General features: G+C 31.2%; 11 protein-coding genes and 2 tRNA genes. All 13 read right to left on the minus strand.

The genetic code is table 11. The annotated features are described in order from the left end of the window. Nucleotides 1-155 precede the first annotated feature (155 nt). The gene (queC, locus tag OREMA_RS0101980; protein ID WP_018247615.1) at nt 156-842 is read right to left on the minus strand and encodes a 7-cyano-7-deazaguanine synthase QueC; all 687 of its coding nucleotides are present in this window, start codon (nt 840-842) and stop codon (nt 156-158) included. 126 nt (nt 843-968) lie between these two features. Beyond that, the gene (locus tag OREMA_RS0101985) at nt 969-1,724 is read right to left on the minus strand and encodes an acyl-CoA dehydratase activase (RefSeq protein WP_018247616.1); all 756 of its coding nucleotides are present in this window, start codon (nt 1,722-1,724) and stop codon (nt 969-971) included. Further along, complete coding sequence (locus OREMA_RS0101990; protein ID WP_026188884.1) at nt 1,721-2,722, minus strand: 2-hydroxyacyl-CoA dehydratase family protein; 1,002 nt, start codon at nt 2,720-2,722, stop codon at nt 1,721-1,723. The genes OREMA_RS0101985 and OREMA_RS0101990 overlap by 4 nt, the downstream gene beginning before the upstream one ends. 434 nt (nt 2,723-3,156) lie before the next feature. Then, nucleotides 3,157-5,838 (minus strand): endonuclease/exonuclease/phosphatase family protein, encoded by a 2,682-nt coding sequence (locus OREMA_RS17020; protein WP_018247618.1) that lies wholly within the window; start codon nt 5,836-5,838, stop codon nt 3,157-3,159. A 131-nt stretch (nt 5,839-5,969) separates the two neighbouring features. Then, on the minus strand, nt 5,970-7,763 hold the full coding sequence (locus OREMA_RS0102000; protein ID WP_018247619.1) for a 5'-nucleotidase C-terminal domain-containing protein: 1,794 nt from the start codon (nt 7,761-7,763) through the stop codon (nt 5,970-5,972). A 411-nt stretch (nt 7,764-8,174) separates the two neighbouring features. Beyond that, nucleotides 8,175-9,338, minus strand: coding sequence for a group II intron reverse transcriptase/maturase (gene ltrA / locus OREMA_RS0102005; RefSeq protein WP_018247545.1), 1,164 nt, complete (start codon nt 9,336-9,338; stop codon nt 8,175-8,177). Nucleotides 9,339-10,185: 847 nt separating this feature from the next. Further along, nucleotides 10,186-10,263: transfer RNA gene (locus OREMA_RS0102010), tRNA-Arg, on the minus strand. A 122-nt stretch (nt 10,264-10,385) separates the two neighbouring features. Beyond that, on the minus strand, nt 10,386-12,791 hold the full coding sequence (locus OREMA_RS0102015; RefSeq protein WP_018247620.1) for a WG repeat-containing protein: 2,406 nt from the start codon (nt 12,789-12,791) through the stop codon (nt 10,386-10,388). A gap of 209 nt (nt 12,792-13,000) precedes the next feature. Beyond that, nucleotides 13,001-13,231, minus strand: a complete 231-nt coding sequence (locus OREMA_RS19155) for a cell wall hydrolase (protein ID WP_083900049.1) — start codon at nt 13,229-13,231, stop codon at nt 13,001-13,003. A 366-nt stretch (nt 13,232-13,597) separates the two neighbouring features. Continuing rightward, a tRNA-Arg gene (locus OREMA_RS0102020) sits at nt 13,598-13,675 on the minus strand. Nucleotides 13,676-14,184: 509 nt separating this feature from the next. Then, on the minus strand, nt 14,185-15,318 hold the full coding sequence (locus OREMA_RS0102025) for an IS4 family transposase (RefSeq protein WP_018247621.1): 1,134 nt from the start codon (nt 15,316-15,318) through the stop codon (nt 14,185-14,187). Nucleotides 15,319-15,505: 187 nt separating this feature from the next. Further along, nucleotides 15,506-16,474, minus strand: a complete 969-nt coding sequence (locus tag OREMA_RS0102030; protein WP_018247622.1) for an ROK family protein — start codon at nt 16,472-16,474, stop codon at nt 15,506-15,508. A gap of 421 nt (nt 16,475-16,895) precedes the next feature. Beyond that, nucleotides 16,896-18,227, minus strand: a complete 1,332-nt coding sequence (locus tag OREMA_RS0102035) for an MATE family efflux transporter (protein ID WP_018247623.1) — start codon at nt 18,225-18,227, stop codon at nt 16,896-16,898. Between the last annotated feature and the right edge of the window lie 44 nt (nt 18,228-18,271).

The raw sequence follows: 18,271 nt of genomic DNA on the forward strand, positions 1-18,271 counted from the left end.
ACTATCTAATATAAATAAACAACTCTAGAATCTGATTTAATGGTATAGTGAGACAATTTTAGGTGCCTGAAGTTAGGTTATAGGGATTAGCAAGTTCTTCCTACCTCCTATTTCCTAATGCCTCTCTCCTAATCCCAAAACTGTCCTAATATCTATTAATCCTCTACTTGATCCTGATATTCTACTGGATCTTCATACCCTGCTTCTTCAAAGGCCTGTAAACGTAACACACAACTATCACAACTACCACAGGCATTACCTTCTCCACGATAACAGGACCAAGTTAAGCTATAATCCACTCCCAACTCAATTCCTAACTTTATCTCTTCTGCTTTAGTCATATTAATAAATGGGGCATGAATTTTAATAGGTCTCCCCTCTTCAGCTCCACAGACTGTACCTTTATTAATAGCATTTTCCATAGCATCAAGAAATTCTTGACGACAATCTACATATCCAGAATAATCAACTTCACTTACACCTATGAATATATCTTGAGCTCCAATTACTTCTGCATATGAAGCTGCATAAGATAAAAAGAGCATATTTCTAGCTGGTACATAAGTAACTGGAATCTCATTATTATCCTGCTTTCCTTCTGGCACCTCTATATTACTATCAGTTAAAGCTGATCCACCCCAAGCTCTCATATTTGTATCTACTATTATATGTTCTGAAACATCGACCATTTCTGCTATATTTTTAGCACAATCCAGCTCCTTATCATGGCGTTGACCATAATTAAAAGAGATAGCATAAAGATCATAACCTTTAGACTTAGCCAAATATAAAGCTGTTGTTGAATCTAAACCACCTGATAATAAAACTACTGCCTTCTTCATTAATCTCCACTTCCTTCTTCTTATTTTTAATTTTGTTACTTGTTACTCATCACTTGTCACTTCTCACTTGTCACTTGTCACTTGTCACTTCTCACTCATCACTCATCACTTCTCACTTCTCACTTCTCACTGCCTTTCCCCATAGTAACAGCATCCAATAGCACCATTTAACTGTGGTTTATCTAAGACAATAACTTGATCATAATCCATTTCAAGATATTTTTGTAAAGCCTTATTATAAGCTACTCCACCTGATAGAACTAACTTTCTACTAGGAAATTTAGTTAATAATGGCTTTAATCGATTATACATTGAATAGTTAACTCCTGCACATAAGCTTTCCAGCTTTACACCTTCTGCTATTTGACCGATTAACTCTGATTCTGAGAAGACAGCACAGGTAGAATTAAGCTCTACAGGATCTCTATAATACTCAGACATCTTATCCAATTCAATTTCTAATAAATTAGCCATATTCTCTAAATACCTGCCACAAGATGCAGCACATTTATTATTCAACTCCAGATCAGTAATTAAAGCTTTTTCTACTTTAACCACCTTAACATCTTGACCACCTACATCTAATAAAATAAAGTCTTTCAATCCAGTTTGATAAATTGCACCATAAGTATGTGCCTTAATCTCATTAATCACTTCAAAGGATTTTAAGTCAGTATTATTTCTACCATAGCCTGTCGATACCTTCCTATCAATCCTCCCAAGATCTAACTTACTTTCATCTACAATTATTCTACCTTCAAAACTACAATATTCTTTATAAAAAGAAAGAGTACTGATCTTAAAACTCCATACTATCCTCTGATCTTCCATTACTGCTAACTTTACCTCTCTACTCCCTAAATCAATTCCTAACACCCTCATAATCTTCTCTCCTTTAAGTCACCTAACATATCTAAAAAAGCTTCTAATCTTAATTTAGTCCTAGAATCCAAAGAATTCTGTTTATCGCCTACTATATTTAAAATAGGTATATCTAGCTGCTCTTTAATAACTATATCCTCTATTTCACGATAGCAAAATGCCTGAGTGTAATGGATAATTCCATCTAAATCTCTTAATTTAATCTGCTTTTTAACCTCTGCTAATCTAAAGTCTAAATCATAAACATATGTATAGTCATAATACTGCTGATAGATATTATCAGATTCAACTACTCTGGGAAAAGCAAATTCTCTTTGAACTTCATTATAGACAAAATAGGCATCAAAGTTATTTACATATTCATAGATATCACAAGTCATAGGAGGAACACCAATAAAGCCTAGTCTAAGTTTTTTCTTTATCTCTTCTCTCTTACTTATCTCTTCTACCTTCTCCTTTAACTTAGCTTCAAATTCAACTAAATTACTATTAAAATCACTACAGCTTACTTGGTATAAATGATTCTCAAATCCTGTTGCTTTATTGTTCTTATAAGTTAGTCTATCAATCTCTGCTGCTAATGACCTAAGACTACTTAATCTAGCTCTAACCTTCTCTACCTCTTCTTCTCTTACATCAAATAATTTCATAAAATCATTGATTGAAGTCTTAATATCTGCTAATTTATGACTATGAGGATAAGCAAACGGATAGACTTTAATTCCCTTTAATTCCATCACCTCAATCAAAGCTCTAGTATTTGAACAATCACCTTCTATTACACCAAGGACTTCTTTGATTCCATTCTCAAGACAAGCTCCATAAATCCCCTTAATCCAGGCACAAGAACTTTTAGGAAAGCCATCTCTTTCTGCAATATCTATATACTTATTATAATCTGTAGAAGTTATGAAGATATTATTTAAATCTACTACTTCATAATTTGCTGCTAGCAAAACCTCTATTGGAACCGTTGTTGTAATTCCTATTTTTTTCATAGTCATCTCCTCTCTTGACATATAACAAAATTTATCTCTAAATAAGCTGTTACAAAAAATAAAAAAAAGAGACATCTCTGCCTCCTATCTATAAAAACATCAAATAAACTACCGGCTTAATGAATTAGATTAGATATGATGACTAATCACAATAAATAATAAACATTAAATGATAGTTTGCCCTAGTTTTATTTATAGACAGGATGGTGCAAGCGAACTGTCTTATGCAATTTTAAAATAATTATAACACAGAATAAATAAGTAAAGCAAGATAAAATCAGATATCAACAATACTTCTACCTAATATTAATTTATAAAAACCCAGAGAATTAACTCTGGGTTAAACTACAATCTAACTTATAATATTCTAAAATTTTATAATTTTCATTACTATTATTATCCTCTTATCTAAGCACTTGTTATTAGTTATCTTTCTAATTTCCAAAATTAGATATCTGAACCATTATTGGATCATGATCACTTACTATTCCTATAGGTCCATACTCAGCATAAATCGAATTAATATGAACTGCATCTATCTCCGTAGTTGCTGCTAAATTATTACTTACTAAGATATGATCTAATATCTGAGAATTACCTTCATAGATATAAGTAAATCTATCATCATCCTCTAAATTTTTCACCAGATTAGTTAACTCAGATCCTTCAAGAATATTCACAGCATCAGAGAATTCAAAATCATTCATATCTCCTAATACTACTAGATTTGCATTTGGGTTAGCAGATAAAACCTCTTGAACAAATCCATTAACTACTTCTGCTTGTGCTTTTCTTTGGGTTTCACTAGAAAACACTGGCGGTTGTTGCTTCCCAAATAATGGGGCATCTCCACCCTTTGAATTGAAATGATTAGCTACAACAAATATCTTTTCACCATTAAATTCAAACTCAGCAACTAAGGGTTTTCTACTATTATCAAAAGCACCATTACTTGGATAAATTCTGCCTGGATTAAGGGATAAAGTAATACTCTCTCCACTTCCTTGAATACTAACAGCATCTGTAGCAGTTGCATTACCCTTTGCAGTAAAATTGATCCTATCCTTTCTATAGATAAATCCTACTCTAATATTTCCTCCTGGAGCTCCACCATCTTGACCATCAATTGGATCAATATTGACATAACCATAACTTACTCCACCAGCATTAGAAATAGCTGAAATCAATTTGTTATAAGTCTTATCAGCAGCAACTACACCATTGTTATCCTCACCATTATTATCTTGAATCTCTACCAATCCGACAATATCAGGATTTTTTAAATTATTTACAATAGCACTAGCTATCTCTGACATTCTAGATGCTTCAGCAGCACTTAAATTTTTAACATTAAAACTAGCAATAGTTAACTTATCCTCTGCATAATTTATAGTTGTAATATCTTTATTATTATTAGCTCTAGTAAAAGCTGACTCTGAACTAAACTCCTTAGTATTATAAAGCATATACTTTCCTTCATCATAGCCTATAATTCCTACAAAAGGTTGATTAAATTTATCTCCTACATCAAAAGAATCAGCATATCCATCACCATCAAGATCCATCTGTTCTAAAGTATCTGTTTCAACAATAATTCTCTCTGGATTAAAATCATCTTCTGCAATTAAAACTCCACCATATTCTGTTCTAGCCCCACTATTATTACTTCCTCCACAAGAAAGTACTGCTATCTGACCATACTCAGTAGGTCCAACAACCAAAGCATTATCAATCTGCACCCTCATTCCTTCTAAAGACTCATAAAAATCGATAGCATCCTCTGTAATATCAAAGCTTGTTAAATTATCATTATCAATTTCATGTTCTGGAATAGTTCTATCAACACCAAGGATAATAGGGGACGGTAAATCATTTCCAGTAGATTTAATTTGAACTTGAGTTGCCTCAATAGCAGTTATAGTCAATTGTCTAGGAATATCAATCCACCACTCATCTTCTGTATGAGGAATTGCATATTCCTCTACATTGCCGGCTACAATTACTTTATCCCCTACAGTTACTGCTTTATCACTTAAAATGTAGATAGCTTCTGAGGTAGCATCATTATCATCAGTATCTATCTCTTGCATATAAAATCCAGTCTTATCTTTTGCAGTTACTATTCCATCAACCTCTTTTACAGGATTGTTTAGCTGAGGTGAATCATGACTAGCACCTTGAATTTGATAAATTTCTAAAGCTACAGCACCTTCTGGAATATTTCCTTGACTATTATCTCCATCTGCTACTATATCAGCCTGACTTCTTGGTATAATCTTATACTCTCCATAATGATATTTAACTACACCAGTAATAGAAGTATAGCTTTTTCCTTTATCTATACTTAATTTATCATCTTCTAATCTAACTACAGCGGTTCCTGTACTATCAGTTGCATCTAAATTTTTAGTACTATTATTATCTTCTATGGTTATATTTTTTATAGTAACCAGTTTACCTTCATAGGCTTCACCATTCTCCACTGACAGATCATTTGCTGTAATAACTTCAGGTACTATTAATCTTCCTTCAGCTTTAACAAGAGTAATATCATCAATAGAATCAGGTTTAATTTCTGCCATACCATAATATTGGCTTATTTCTCCTGTTACTATAATCTCACTACCCCTAGTTAATTCAGGATACTCAATCCCATAAACTAAAATTCCGGCTGTATTATCTTGAATATAGATGTTGTTACCTAATACTGCACTTACTATTCCACCTATATCTTCCATTTTCCCCTCTTCATTTCTTAGATCTGCAATTGGCGTGAGAGCAATAAAATTAATATTACTTTCTTCTCCAGCCACTTTGTGAGAACTAGGCAGAATTGTATAATCTTCAGCAGCAGTAACTAACTTCTGTTCTCCATTTAAATTATCTAACTCCCAGTTACCTGTAGCATCACTCTCAACACTAATACTAGCATTACCATAAGATATTGAGACACCTTGGATTCCATTACCATTAAGATCCTTAATAGTTCCTGAAACCGAATAAGTATTCTCTTTAATAAGATTATCATCATTATTACTACACCCCAACACAGTGAGTAAACTTATAACTAAAGTTGCTAAGATTATCAACTTTCTTTTTTTCAGTCGTCTTATCATAATAACCTCCATTACTTTAATATTTAATTCTCCTACAAAAATTAATTTAAGTAATGACTTATAAACAATTCATTGTAGGAGAATATTTTTTTACTTAGCAAGTTAACATCAAAATATCTAGTAGATAAATACTACTGTACAACTGTAATTCTTCCTTCAACCTTTGCGATATCTGCTGTTACTGTGTGGTTTTCTAAACTTTGAATATAATGCTTTAATACTTGATCTAATCCATCATATTCTCCTACAACACTATCGTCAGCAAACATTTTATAATCATCTCCGCCAGCTGCCATAAAATCATTAGTTGCTACCTGATAAGTTTTAGTTTCATCAAGTGTTCTTCCATTTATAGTAACCTCAACAACTCTATCCCCAGCTTTCTGGCTTGGGTTAAATTTAACCTTCATCCCGGCAATGTGAGGAAAAGCACCTAATGTATCTGGATAAGATGAAAGCCCATGCTCAAGTGCTGCTTTTATATCTGCACCTGACAATTCTTTTACTACTACATAATTACCAAAAGGCAATACTGTGATAACCTCACCTAATGTAATCTTACCTGTATCTATTGAATCTCTGATTCCCCCACCATTTGTTATAGCTATATCGGCACCTGTTTCCTTTAACATTGCATCGGTAATTAAGTTTCCAAGATTAGTCTCACTTGTTCTTACATGATCTCTTGCTCCTTCTAATACAACTTCTGTACTTCCTACTATTTCTGATAATATTTCATCATTTTCAGCATTAATTTGATCAATTATATCTAAGATGGTTGTATCACCTTCTAAATTAGCAGCATCTTCTTTAGTGAATAAGCTCGCTCTAATATCTAATTTCCCATCTTGATCTATTCTAATATCAACTATCCCAAGATTCTTATCATACTCTTTAGCTTGAACTATCAAAGTTTCATTTACTAATTTACCTTCTGTTAATTCTGTATGACTATGACCATCAACAATTAAATCTATACCTTGAGTTTGCTCTGCTACCATTTCACTAGTATATTCACTAGACTCATCTACTCCTAAGTGAGTTAATGCTATAATAATACTACATCCGTCAGTCTGTAATTGATTTACCATTATCTTTGCTTCTTCTATAGGATTTCTAAACTCTAATCCCTTTACATTATCAGGATGAGTTTTATAAGTTGTTTCTGGAGTTGAAAGGCCAAAAATACCTACCTTATTTCCAGCTACCTCTTTAATTCTATATGCTTTTAATAACCTTTCTTCATTATCTTTGTAGATATTTGCTGCTAAGATTGGAAAGTCTGCTAACTCATCTAATTCAAGTAATCTCTCTTGTCCATAGTTAAAATCATGATTTCCAGCTGCCATAGCTTGATATCCCATAGCATTCATAATCTCAATCATACTCTCTCCTTCTGATAATTGAACTATAGTCTGTCCATGAATAGTATCACCGGCATCCAATACTAAAACTTCTCTTTCTTCTTTTAACTGATCAATTTTAGTCTTAAGCTTTGCTAACCCCATTCCAGCATAACTACCTTCTTCTACCCTACCATGAATATCATTTGTATGGGTTAAATAAAATTCACCTTCTTTTCTTTGTACTTCTCTAGTCGCCATAAAATTAATTCCATTACCTTGACCAGCTTTTATTGCATGGCTTTCTGGATCAAAGGAATATCCCTCTTTAACTGGAATTACTACATCGCCTTCTTCCAAACCTCCTTTACTCCAATTTCCATCTTTATCTGTTATAGCAGTACCATCTCCATTATCAAAAGTTAATGTTACACCTTCAATACCTACTCCATTAAAATCTACAATCTTACCTGAAAGATTAGTTCCATTACCACTGTCATCACTACATCCTAGCAATACAAATAATCCTAGAGTTACAATAGACAAAATCAATAACTTATTCGCTTTTCTTCTTATTAACATGATTTCACCTCCATTACTTTTTAAAACTCAAATAATAGTCCAAGCTTGCTAGTAAATAAATTTTAGTAAGTTAATAATTCAAACTACTACTTTCTAGTTAAATATATATTTTAACTTAATAGAATAAATTATTAACTTTATACTTTCCACCATTAATTATATTAGAATAATATTACAAATGATTTAAATTTATATTAACTTTTGTTAATAAGCCCATTATTAACCATTAAATAGTCTTGATTGATATAAAACATTAAAGAATTATAATAAAGTAGGACCAGCCTCACGGCTGGGACCCCTTGTCAAACTGTACGTACGGTTTTCCCGTATACAGCTTTCGGTTATTGGTGCTCCTTATCAGAGAGTAAGTCTTCGACTCTATGTTACCATAGATGTATATTTTACCCTTAATTAGAGCACATCAGTAAGTAATGATTGAAGTCCTTTATCTCTTAGATAACTATTTGAAAAGCGATAATTTTGATACATTATCGCCTTTTTCTTTTCGATAAACGAACGCATTCTCATTCTAATCCATTTATCCAACCTCGTAAACAAAGTCTTCACATTTCCTATCTTGAAATAGTTACCCCAACCTCTCAAAACTGGATTTAATTTTGCAATTATTACTTCTACAGGAAAAGGTCTAGTTCTTCTAGTAATCTTTCTTACTTTGTTTTTGAATTTTGTTATTGCTTTATCTTTAGGTCTCTTGTATTCAGAATGGTGAAATTTGAATCCTAGAAATTCAAATCCATCATAAAAGTTAGTTACTACCGTCTTACGAGGATGAAGTTTCAACTTCAATTCATCCTCTATAATTTTACGGGTAACTTTTAACGCTCTCTTTGCTTTGCGCTTATTTTTAGTTAAGATTACAAAGTCGTCAGCAAAGCGGACTATTTTGTAACCTCGACGAGTCATTTTCTTATCAAAGTAATGTAAATAGATATTAGCTAATAGAGGAGAGATGACACCTCCTTGAGGTGTCCCTTCTCTAGTTTCTTCTCTACCTTCTTCAGTCATAACTCCAATTGTCAGCCATGACCTGATAATATCTAATACCCAACCATCACTTATATATTCCGCTATAAAATCCATTAATAACTCATGGTCTATAGTATCAAAATAAGATTTAATGTCTGCGTCTACCACCCAGTAGTAACCTTGTTCTTTATATTTCTCTATCTTTTCTATCGCATCGTGAGCAGACCTATTAGGTCTGAAACCAAAGGAACATTCACAAAATTCTCGCTCAAAGTATATTTCTAGTACTTGCCTCACTGCTTGTTGAGCAATTCTATCTTTGATTACTGGAATACCTAGTGGTCTCTTTTCTCCATTTCCTTTGGAAATGTACGTCCGTAACACTGGTAATGGCTCGTAAGTATTCTCTATCAGCTGTCTATGAAGTTCTCGCATATTCATCTTGTAATTATTTTTAAACTCTTCTATGCTTACATTATCAACTCCACCACAGCCACCATTATCCAGTACTTTTTGTCCTGCAATATATAAGTGAAATTTCTTTGTGATTTTATCCTTCAAACTATATAGAGTTCGAAATTTTAACACCTATCCTAACTTCACTACTTACTAGTTCTTCCTGTCTCACCTTAATATCTTAATCCCTATATTCATAGCACTCCTGAGCACGTCTCTAAGCTCTCACCAATCGCACCTCTCAGTTTACCATTACTTAGGTTATGGTGTTCTCTAGGTTATCCATACTTTACAGTTATGATTTCCTGTTTGTAATTCTACTAGAACCCACTATAGTACTAGTGTTTAAACCACTCAAAATTAAGATATCATTAGTAATCAAATCTTAAACTTCAATAACCTAGATATCCTTCGCTATAATCAACTTTCGTTGATTTTTTTTCTCACTACTATGATATCTTCTGAACTCTAATATATCATCACTCTGGCTTTCCTGTTGGAGTTATACCATCACTTATCTCTATAGATTTCTATAAAGAATTATATTAGAGATTCCCTCGGTCAATTACGTAAACCCTACAATCATTCCGACCCTAATCACACCTAGTTTTCTAACATGGGCACTTCCAGTTACACGTATTTACCAGCGCTACCTGTCTCTCCTTTGTACAGAGCCCCAAGCTAACATTGGACTTCCCCGTTTTTATGGCGGGTCGCCAAAGCTAAATGCCACCTCTGGTTCACATATTGTTCCGGACTGATTGCTCATCTCAAACTCTTCAGATTCTACCTCACGGTAGACACCCTACTACTGTTGATTTCACACACCGTACTGGCGAAAACAGCATGGATAGGATTTTCACCTACTGTTTACTAAATCTACGAGGCACACATATAAAAAAACACCTATCCTGTTGGATAAGTGTTAATAATATCTATGTATTTATTGCTTTATCTATTATCCATACTCTGAATTTAATGGTGGGACTAGCAGGATTTAGACCTGCAGCCTACAGATTAGGAGTCTGTCGCTCTATCCGACCTGAGCTATAGCCCCATTCAAAAATATTATAAATTATTTTTTAGGATGTTTCAAGTATTGCTTAATCTAAAAATTCTAATCAATTTATTATTTTACCTACAATTACCTTATTATTTATTAATTTGAATTTTATATTTTTACTTTTGCAATTCAACTACTAATCCCAAACTATCAGAAAAACTATGTATCTTCTGATACTTACCAAACTCTACAATCTCTTCTCCTTCTAAATTAAGATAACCCTTATTCCCTTTAAAACAAGCAGTTGCTATCCCTTCTTGAATATCACTGATACAACCATACTTCTTAGTAGTCTTAACTTGGCCATTAATATCGGCAATTCCATAATAATTATCCTTCTTAAAGATAAAATGACCATCTACAATTGGAAAGTATACTTGGGAAAAATTATTATCCTTCACATAAACCTCTCCTAATCTATCCACTAGATATGAATTATCCTTTTCAAAAACTATTCCATACTTAGATCCAAAATCTGTCAATCTCCCTTTGACAGAGAAGATAATTTTGCCATCTCTAGCGATATAGAAACTTGTATCTTTATTTGATCCTAAAAAGATTCCATTACTATAACTATATACATCTCCGTTAAAATCTAAAACTATTTTCTCTCCGGTCACTTTATTGACTATTATCTGCTTCTCTTCTTCTTTTCCTTGATAACTTACACTTATATATTCTTCTGTACCAGCTATAGCTTGAAGATATATCTTAGAATAAGCAGCGTCTAAGATTAGATTTCCATGATTATCTGCTAAACCTCCATAATTACCTTTTCTTAAATTAATGAATCCAAATGATCCGTCCCAAATATAATCATACTCTAAAGGTATCATCAATTCTCCATTATAATTTAATACACCATATTTTGAATCTTCCTTCTTAGCAACTATATAATTTCTTTCATCTGCAAAAAAGAAATCTAAATAAGTATAACTCGGCTTTACAAACTTATCAGTTTCTACATTATAAAAACCCTTCTTTCTATCTAATTTAACATAATAAATTCCCTCTTCTTCCTTTCTAATTGAATCATAAATTGGCTTAAGTATAAGTTCATTATCTTGATCTACCAAACCATAACTTTTATCATAATAACTCTTTTTCTTAATAATTATAGCTGAACCTTGATAAGGATCTTCAGCTTCTGAATTTAAATTAGCCCTTCTCTCTTCTTCTATCTTTGCTCCTGCCCTATCTATCTTATAATAGCTTTGGCCATCATATACTACTGCTTTCCCCTCAGCAAAATCAGAAACACGTAGATATTGAATTGAGATTACTAGCTCTCCTTTTTTGTCAATAAACCCATATAAATTATCTTTTTTGACCCTAGCTCTGCCTTCATGAAAAGGAAATACTTCATCATAATCGTTAAGATTTATTACCTCTTCTCCGCGTTGGTTAACAAATATATAATTATAATTTTTATAAATATCAATATTTTCATCTACTCTACTAGATTTCTGAGCTAAGTTTTGCACTTTTAATATATTTTTTTTATCTTCTAGAATAAATCCATCTCCAATCTGATAAGCATCAGAGACCTTATCTACGAGATGGCCATTCTTATCAACAACTCCTAATCCATCAGAATACTGGAGTGTTATAAAATCATTATCATAATCCCTAGAGTAATAGCCAGTCAATTGATAGACTGGTTTAAAATCATGATTTAAGAAGACTGTATAGACTCCATCATAAAGAAAAGTAATTCCATCACTAAAATCACCTATACTTTTGAATTTTGCTTCAATTACTACCTTTGCTTCTTGATCTATCATCCCAAATAGATTATCTTCTTCAAATACAGCATAGCCTTCAGAAAAATCATCTATACTATCATAATTTGCCTCTATCTTAATCTGACCCTCTTTATCGATGAATCCATATTTATAATTTTCATTATTCCGATATTTAGCTAATCCATTCTTAAAATCATAATAATAGTTTTGATCATCTTTATTAATAGTAATAACTTTTTCCCCTAGCTTATTAATAAAATATTTGCCTTCTTCATCAGAAACATAAGCAAGTCCATCGCTAAAAGATCTTCCCTGCGTATAAATAAAGGGGACTACTATCTCTCCTTGAGTATTGATATAAGCAACTTTTCTATAAGTACTTACTTTGGCCAATCCTTCTTGAAACTCCTCGACACTTAGGTTCCCTTCAATCTCCAATTTTTCTTTGATGTCTTCTACACTAAATACAACTTCTCCACTTTTGTTAATATAAAAATAACCTTTATCATCTTGAAAGACCTTAGCCACTCCATTTTTAAAATCATTAGCATATTTATATTCTGCTTTAATTACTACCTCTCCATTATAATCTAGATAACCATGCTTATTATCCTTTTTAAAACGAATTCTTCCCTCTTGAGCCTTTGTGATGCTAATATTATTTAAATCTTTTTTGATATATTTTAGGTGTTTTTGATTATCATTAGCATAACTATTGCTAGCTACTATTAAAATCAAACTCATTATAATAAATATTTTTCCTAATCTTCTTATCATCTTATCAACTCCATCAGTTGTCTTTTTTTATTCTTTTATATTTTACCAAACAAAAACTTATTTTTCCAGTTTTTTATTAATAATTATACAATTGTATCTAAATTAACTTTATACTTATAAAATTTTTAATTTTGATATTACTCTAACTAAAATTTTCTTTATAACTTAAAAAGACTGTCCTATAGGCTAGCCTTCTTCCTTAATTAAATTTATTTAGCAAAAACATGATTACAGATCTGAACTACAACCTCTCTAGTCTTAAAGCACCATTGATACTTAGCCCTACGATGATTATAAAAATAAATTGCCCCTCGTGTAGGATCCTCTCCCCGCAAAGCGCCCCTAGCAACACGATAAACTGATAATATATCAGCTATATTCTTTTGTTCTGGAAGTGGAGGTACAAAAATTTTAATTGGATTAATAAATTTTTGATTAATTCCAAGCTATGATGAAGCAGTTATAAGGATTTTTATCTCGTCTTGACTTTTTTAGAATACAAAAAATAAAATAGAAATTCTTGATTAATTTCTTTATTACCTCTTAGAATATTAGCCTACTCCCATAAATGCGATTTCAATCCATCAAATCTTACCTTATTATCTGCCATAATCAACACTCCTTCTTCTATATCACTTCTAAGTATATTAATTGAATAAATTTCTTATAAAACCTACATAAAATAAAAAATTAATTTAATACAAAAAACTAGTATCCCCAAGGAACTGAAAATAATAATCCAAAAAATAAAAAAACCTATCCCCAAGGATAAGTATTTATCTATTATCTATTATCTACACTTAAAATGGTGGGACTAGCAGGATTCGAACCTGCGGCCTACAGATTAGGAGTCTGTCGCTCTATCCGACCTGAGCTATAGCCCCATAGTTATGATGGATAAGTCTGTGTATAATAATATATAATATTTTAACCTAAATTTCAAGTCTAGATTAAGCTTTTTTAATGTAACTTTTAACCATAAGAAGAGTTGAAACCTTAACTTATCCATAATAGATTTTTATCAATTAAACTACAAATATTGTATAGCTTAAAGATTAAAACTATACTCTAATCAATTCACACATTCACACAACTTAATTTTATTTATTATAATCTACAATCAAATAGAAAAAACACCCAGAATTAACTGGGTGCAATAAAAGAATTTTAAATAATAAAATATATTATTTAAATACACTATCGTTGCATTGTTAAAAAATACAATTGAAACCTTTACTATATTTTAGTACCTATATTTTTAAATTTAATAATAAGACAAATGTCCTATTGAAATTTTATTAAATAATTTATATATATCATTAAATATCAAAATATACAATAAATTTCTGTAACAAGTTAAAGTTAACCTGAGTACAAAACAATTATTTTGAAACTAATGTTTATTTAACCAATTAACCCAATGGAACGTCTTGTTAATATATCTAAACATAGAGTATTTTATCTTTCTAGTAAGTTCAAGTAAAGTTCCTTTGAACCTAGACTTTTTCTTAATTAACATTAAAATCAAGAATAGAATTATGGCAGTATAAATTTGGATTAAAACAGCATTTTCATTTTGTCCAAAGAATCGCTTTATTTTTAAGTGTTGTTTAATCCACTTAAAGAATAACTCTATTTGCCAACGTTCTTTATACAGTTCAGCTATAACAGCGGGTTCTAAATCAAATCTATTTTTTAATATAGAAATTATTTTTTCTTTATTATCTCTATCAATTGTCTTAATCTTAACTAATCTCATAGGGTATTTCATTCTAGTTTTTGATGTATGGTCTCCTAGCATAACATTAGCATCCAATAATATATTAGACTCTGTATCTACAGTAGTTAAAGGCATAGTTTGGGTAATCTCGATTTTAGTATTGGATTTTGCCCTTGTTACAAAATAAATATCATCTTTTATAAATTGATCAAATTTCTCATAATGAATATAGGCTCTATCAAAAAGATAAGTAACACTAGGGTCTAACTTTAATTTATCAAATACTTCCTTATCATGAATAATGGCATTAGTAATAAGGACATTTTCAGGAGCTTCATTATTTAAATCATATACAGTATGAAGCTTAATACCACCCTTGTTTTTTCTAAATTCAGCCCAAGGGAATAAGGATAAGCATAGGCTAACAGTTGAAGAATCTATTATTTTTACTAACCCTATATCTTTTAGGCTTCTTCTAAGACCTTGTTTAGCCTTAAGTTTATTAAATAAATGCTGAAAAATTTCAAAAAAGATTAGATTATTTCTACTTTCATTTTTACGAGAAAGTTGAGACTTACTTATTTTAGGTAACGATTTATTTAATTGCTCATTATGCTTTAACTCAGAAACAAAATCTTCTAAACTATCTTTTTCTGTAAGATGATAATATAGTAAGTATAATAAGTGAACTTCAGTTGTTAGTTTTTGTGCCTTATAATCTGAATTATATTTATCGATTAGATTTTTGAAGAAATCTTTGTCGATAAAATCTAGAAATTTATTTAAAAGTATGGTACAATTATTCATAAATTGATTCTCCTTTGATTTTATGGATTTTTGTACTGGGCAGTACTTATCCATTTAATCAGAGGAGTTTTCTTTTTACAACAGGTATTTTATTGAAATATCTAGATGCAACGCTAGTGATTTAAATATAAAGTTTTCATATCAGTCTTATTTTATCAACCGTTTATAAATAAGTTTGAATATTTTTTTAGATCTCTAGCTTTACTTCTGACAAGGCAGTAGCCACTGCTCCCAATACTCCTACATCACTACCCAATTCAGCTAAAACAACCTCAACATTATTTGTTAAAGAACTCATGGCTCTTTTATTAATTTCAGAAGTAACTCCATCCTCTATTAAGCTCCAAGAATAAGATACTCCTCCTCCAACTACTATTGTATCAGGGTTGAAGATATTAATTAAATTTGCCATACCTATACCTATATAGCTAGCAAGTCTATCTAAAATTTCTTTAGCTAATTTATCATCTTTTTCAAATGCTTTAGCTATAACTTCACCATTAATTTCAGAAGAATCAGTTACTAAATCTCCAATTAAAGTCTCTTCTCCTGCTTCAACTGCCTCTCTTCCCATTCTACTTAAAGCTGTTCCAGAAGCTATAGCTTCCCAACAACCATAATTTCCACAACCACATTTAATTTCACTATCAGGAAGAATAGTCATATGGCCTATCTCTCCTGCAGCATCACCGGCTCCATGGAATATCTCTTTATTAATGATTATACCTCCACCAATTCCAGTACTTATTGTCACATAGATCATATTTTCTGCTTCTTTTCCAGCTCCAAACCACTTTTCACCTAAAGCTGCTGCATTGGCATCATTCTCTAAAAAAACAGCTATACCTAAGTCCTTTAATTCTTCAACGATATTTACATTATCCAAGTCCAAATTAGGTGTATGCTTAATAGACCCTTCTTTAATATTAACAGGACCTGGCACACCCAAACCAATACCTTTAACTTGAGATAAATCTAAATCAACCTTCTCAACCACCTCATAAATTGTATCCTTAATTTTTTGAATGACTGCATCTTTACCTTTTTGAGCCTCTGTATCTTTTCTAACTCTAGCTAGAATATTCCCTTCTAAATCTGCTATTGCTGTTAAAATTTTTGTACCTCCTAAGTCAACACCTACTACATACTCTTTCATAAGTTTCACTCCTTTATATAGTTAATAAATATAATAAAACTCCAAATATATAAACTAATAAAAATTTAAATTAGTAATTCTAAAATAAAAGATTAAACAAGAATAATTTTTACCACGAATTAACACGAATCTACACTAATAAGGTCTTAAAAATAAAAATAATTTTTTGCCACAGATTTTTAAAGATTAGTCAAGACCTTTTTAAAACCTAATTGTATAATTCTAATCCTTTATTTACTTCACTTAATCCTAAATGATTTATTTAAGTTAAACTGAGCTTTCCATAATATAAATAAGTTTAGATGACTTTAAATCTTTTATTAATTTTTTATAATTTTATTCGTGTTCATTTGTGTACATTTATGGTTCCCAATTCTTTATTTTATTTTTAAATTTTTTCATGCTCTATATATCTTAGCTACTACCCCAATAATGCTTTCTTTGTCCATCTTCTACTGCGCCATCTAAATAACACACATATTCCCCTAAACCATTCATCCAATAGTAATCCTACCCAAATACCAGGTAGACCATAACCTAAAACTATTCCAAAAAAGTACCCTCCCAAAACACCAATTCCCCACATAGAAATTATAGCCATAACTACAGGAAAAATCACATCCCCTGCACCTCTTAAACCATTAATAAGTACAATGTTGAAATTTCTGCCTGGCTCTAAAAATGCATCTACCATTAATGTTACAGCACCAAGCATTATAATACTATCAGTCTGCGTATAAAAAGACATAAACCTTTGACCAAAGAAGAATAAAATAATACCACCTAATACTGAAAAAATCATAGCAATTTTAAAATTCTTCAGTCCTGTTTGATAAGCTTCTTCTATTTCTCTAGCTCCAACTAACTGCCCAATCATAATTTGGTTTGCCTGCCCTATAGCTATTGAGAAAAGCATTGCAAAAGAAACTATAGTCCAGACATAAGTTCGAGTTATATAAGCTGATTCGCCAAGATTAATCAATATAATACTCATTAATACCGTCTGGGATAGGCTATAAGACATATTCTCCATCGCTGCTGGAAAACCTATCTTAAAGAGTTTCTTTAGCACTATTAAAGGCCTTTCATTTAAATGAGAGAACATTTTGATTGAAAGTATCTTTTTGAATAAGAATATAAAAGCAGCAATAGTTGCACAAATTCTACTAAAGGTAGTTGCTATAGCTACACCTTTAACCCCTAATACTGGCACACCTAACAAACCAAAGATAAAGACAGCGTCACCAAATATATTTATAATATTCATTATAACAGTTATTATCATCGTCTCTTTAGTATATCCATGGCTTCTAATAATAGCTGTTAGAGTATTTAATATAGCCTGAAAGAATAATGCCCCTCCTACAATAGTAATATATTCAGAAGCATACTTCATTAAATCTGGTGTAACTCCAATCTTAATTAGTATTTGGTCTCCAAAAAAGATCATACTTATACTAATTATTATTCCAACTATTAAGTTCATAGCTAATGAAACAGCACTTACTTTCTCTACTTCATCTCTTCTTTTAGCTCCAACATTCTGTGCCACTAAGACTGCTGTTCCAGCAGAAATAATTACAAATATAAGATTTAAGTTACCGATCAACTGATTTGATGCTCCTACAGCCCCAGCTGCCCTATCATCAAATTGACTTAACATAAAAATATCTGCTACTCCTAATAGCATAAATAATAAGATTTCAATAAAAATAGGTCCTGCTAATTGATACAAGTTTTTTCTTTTCTCCATATATTACTCCTTTTGTTAATATTCATATTTTTAATAAGTGATCA

Source organism: Orenia marismortui DSM 5156, assembly GCF_000379025.1.
Lineage (GTDB): Bacteria > Bacillota > Halanaerobiia > Halobacteroidales > Halobacteroidaceae > Orenia > Orenia marismortui.

What these genes read in the sequence shown, in the direction of transcription:
- queC (WP_018247615.1), bottom strand. Translation starts at nt 842, where the DNA reads ATGAAGAAGGCAGTAGTTTTATTATCAGGTGGTTTAGATTCAACAACA.
- OREMA_RS0101985 (WP_018247616.1), bottom strand. Translation starts at nt 1,724, where the DNA reads ATGAGGGTGTTAGGAATTGATTTAGGGAGTAGAGAGGTAAAGTTAGCA.
- OREMA_RS0101990 (WP_026188884.1), bottom strand. Translation starts at nt 2,722, where the DNA reads ATGAAAAAAATAGGAATTACAACAACGGTTCCAATAGAGGTTTTGCTA.
- OREMA_RS17020 (WP_018247618.1), bottom strand. Translation starts at nt 5,838, where the DNA reads ATGATAAGACGACTGAAAAAAAGAAAGTTGATAATCTTAGCAACTTTA.
- OREMA_RS0102000 (WP_018247619.1), bottom strand. Translation starts at nt 7,763, where the DNA reads ATGTTAATAAGAAGAAAAGCGAATAAGTTATTGATTTTGTCTATTGTA.
- OREMA_RS0102015 (WP_018247620.1), bottom strand. Translation starts at nt 12,791, where the DNA reads ATGATAAGAAGATTAGGAAAAATATTTATTATAATGAGTTTGATTTTA.
- OREMA_RS0102025 (WP_018247621.1), bottom strand. Translation starts at nt 15,318, where the DNA reads ATGAATAATTGTACCATACTTTTAAATAAATTTCTAGATTTTATCGAC.
- OREMA_RS0102030 (WP_018247622.1), bottom strand. Translation starts at nt 16,474, where the DNA reads ATGAAAGAGTATGTAGTAGGTGTTGACTTAGGAGGTACAAAAATTTTA.
- OREMA_RS0102035 (WP_018247623.1), bottom strand. Translation starts at nt 18,227, where the DNA reads ATGGAGAAAAGAAAAAACTTGTATCAATTAGCAGGACCTATTTTTATT.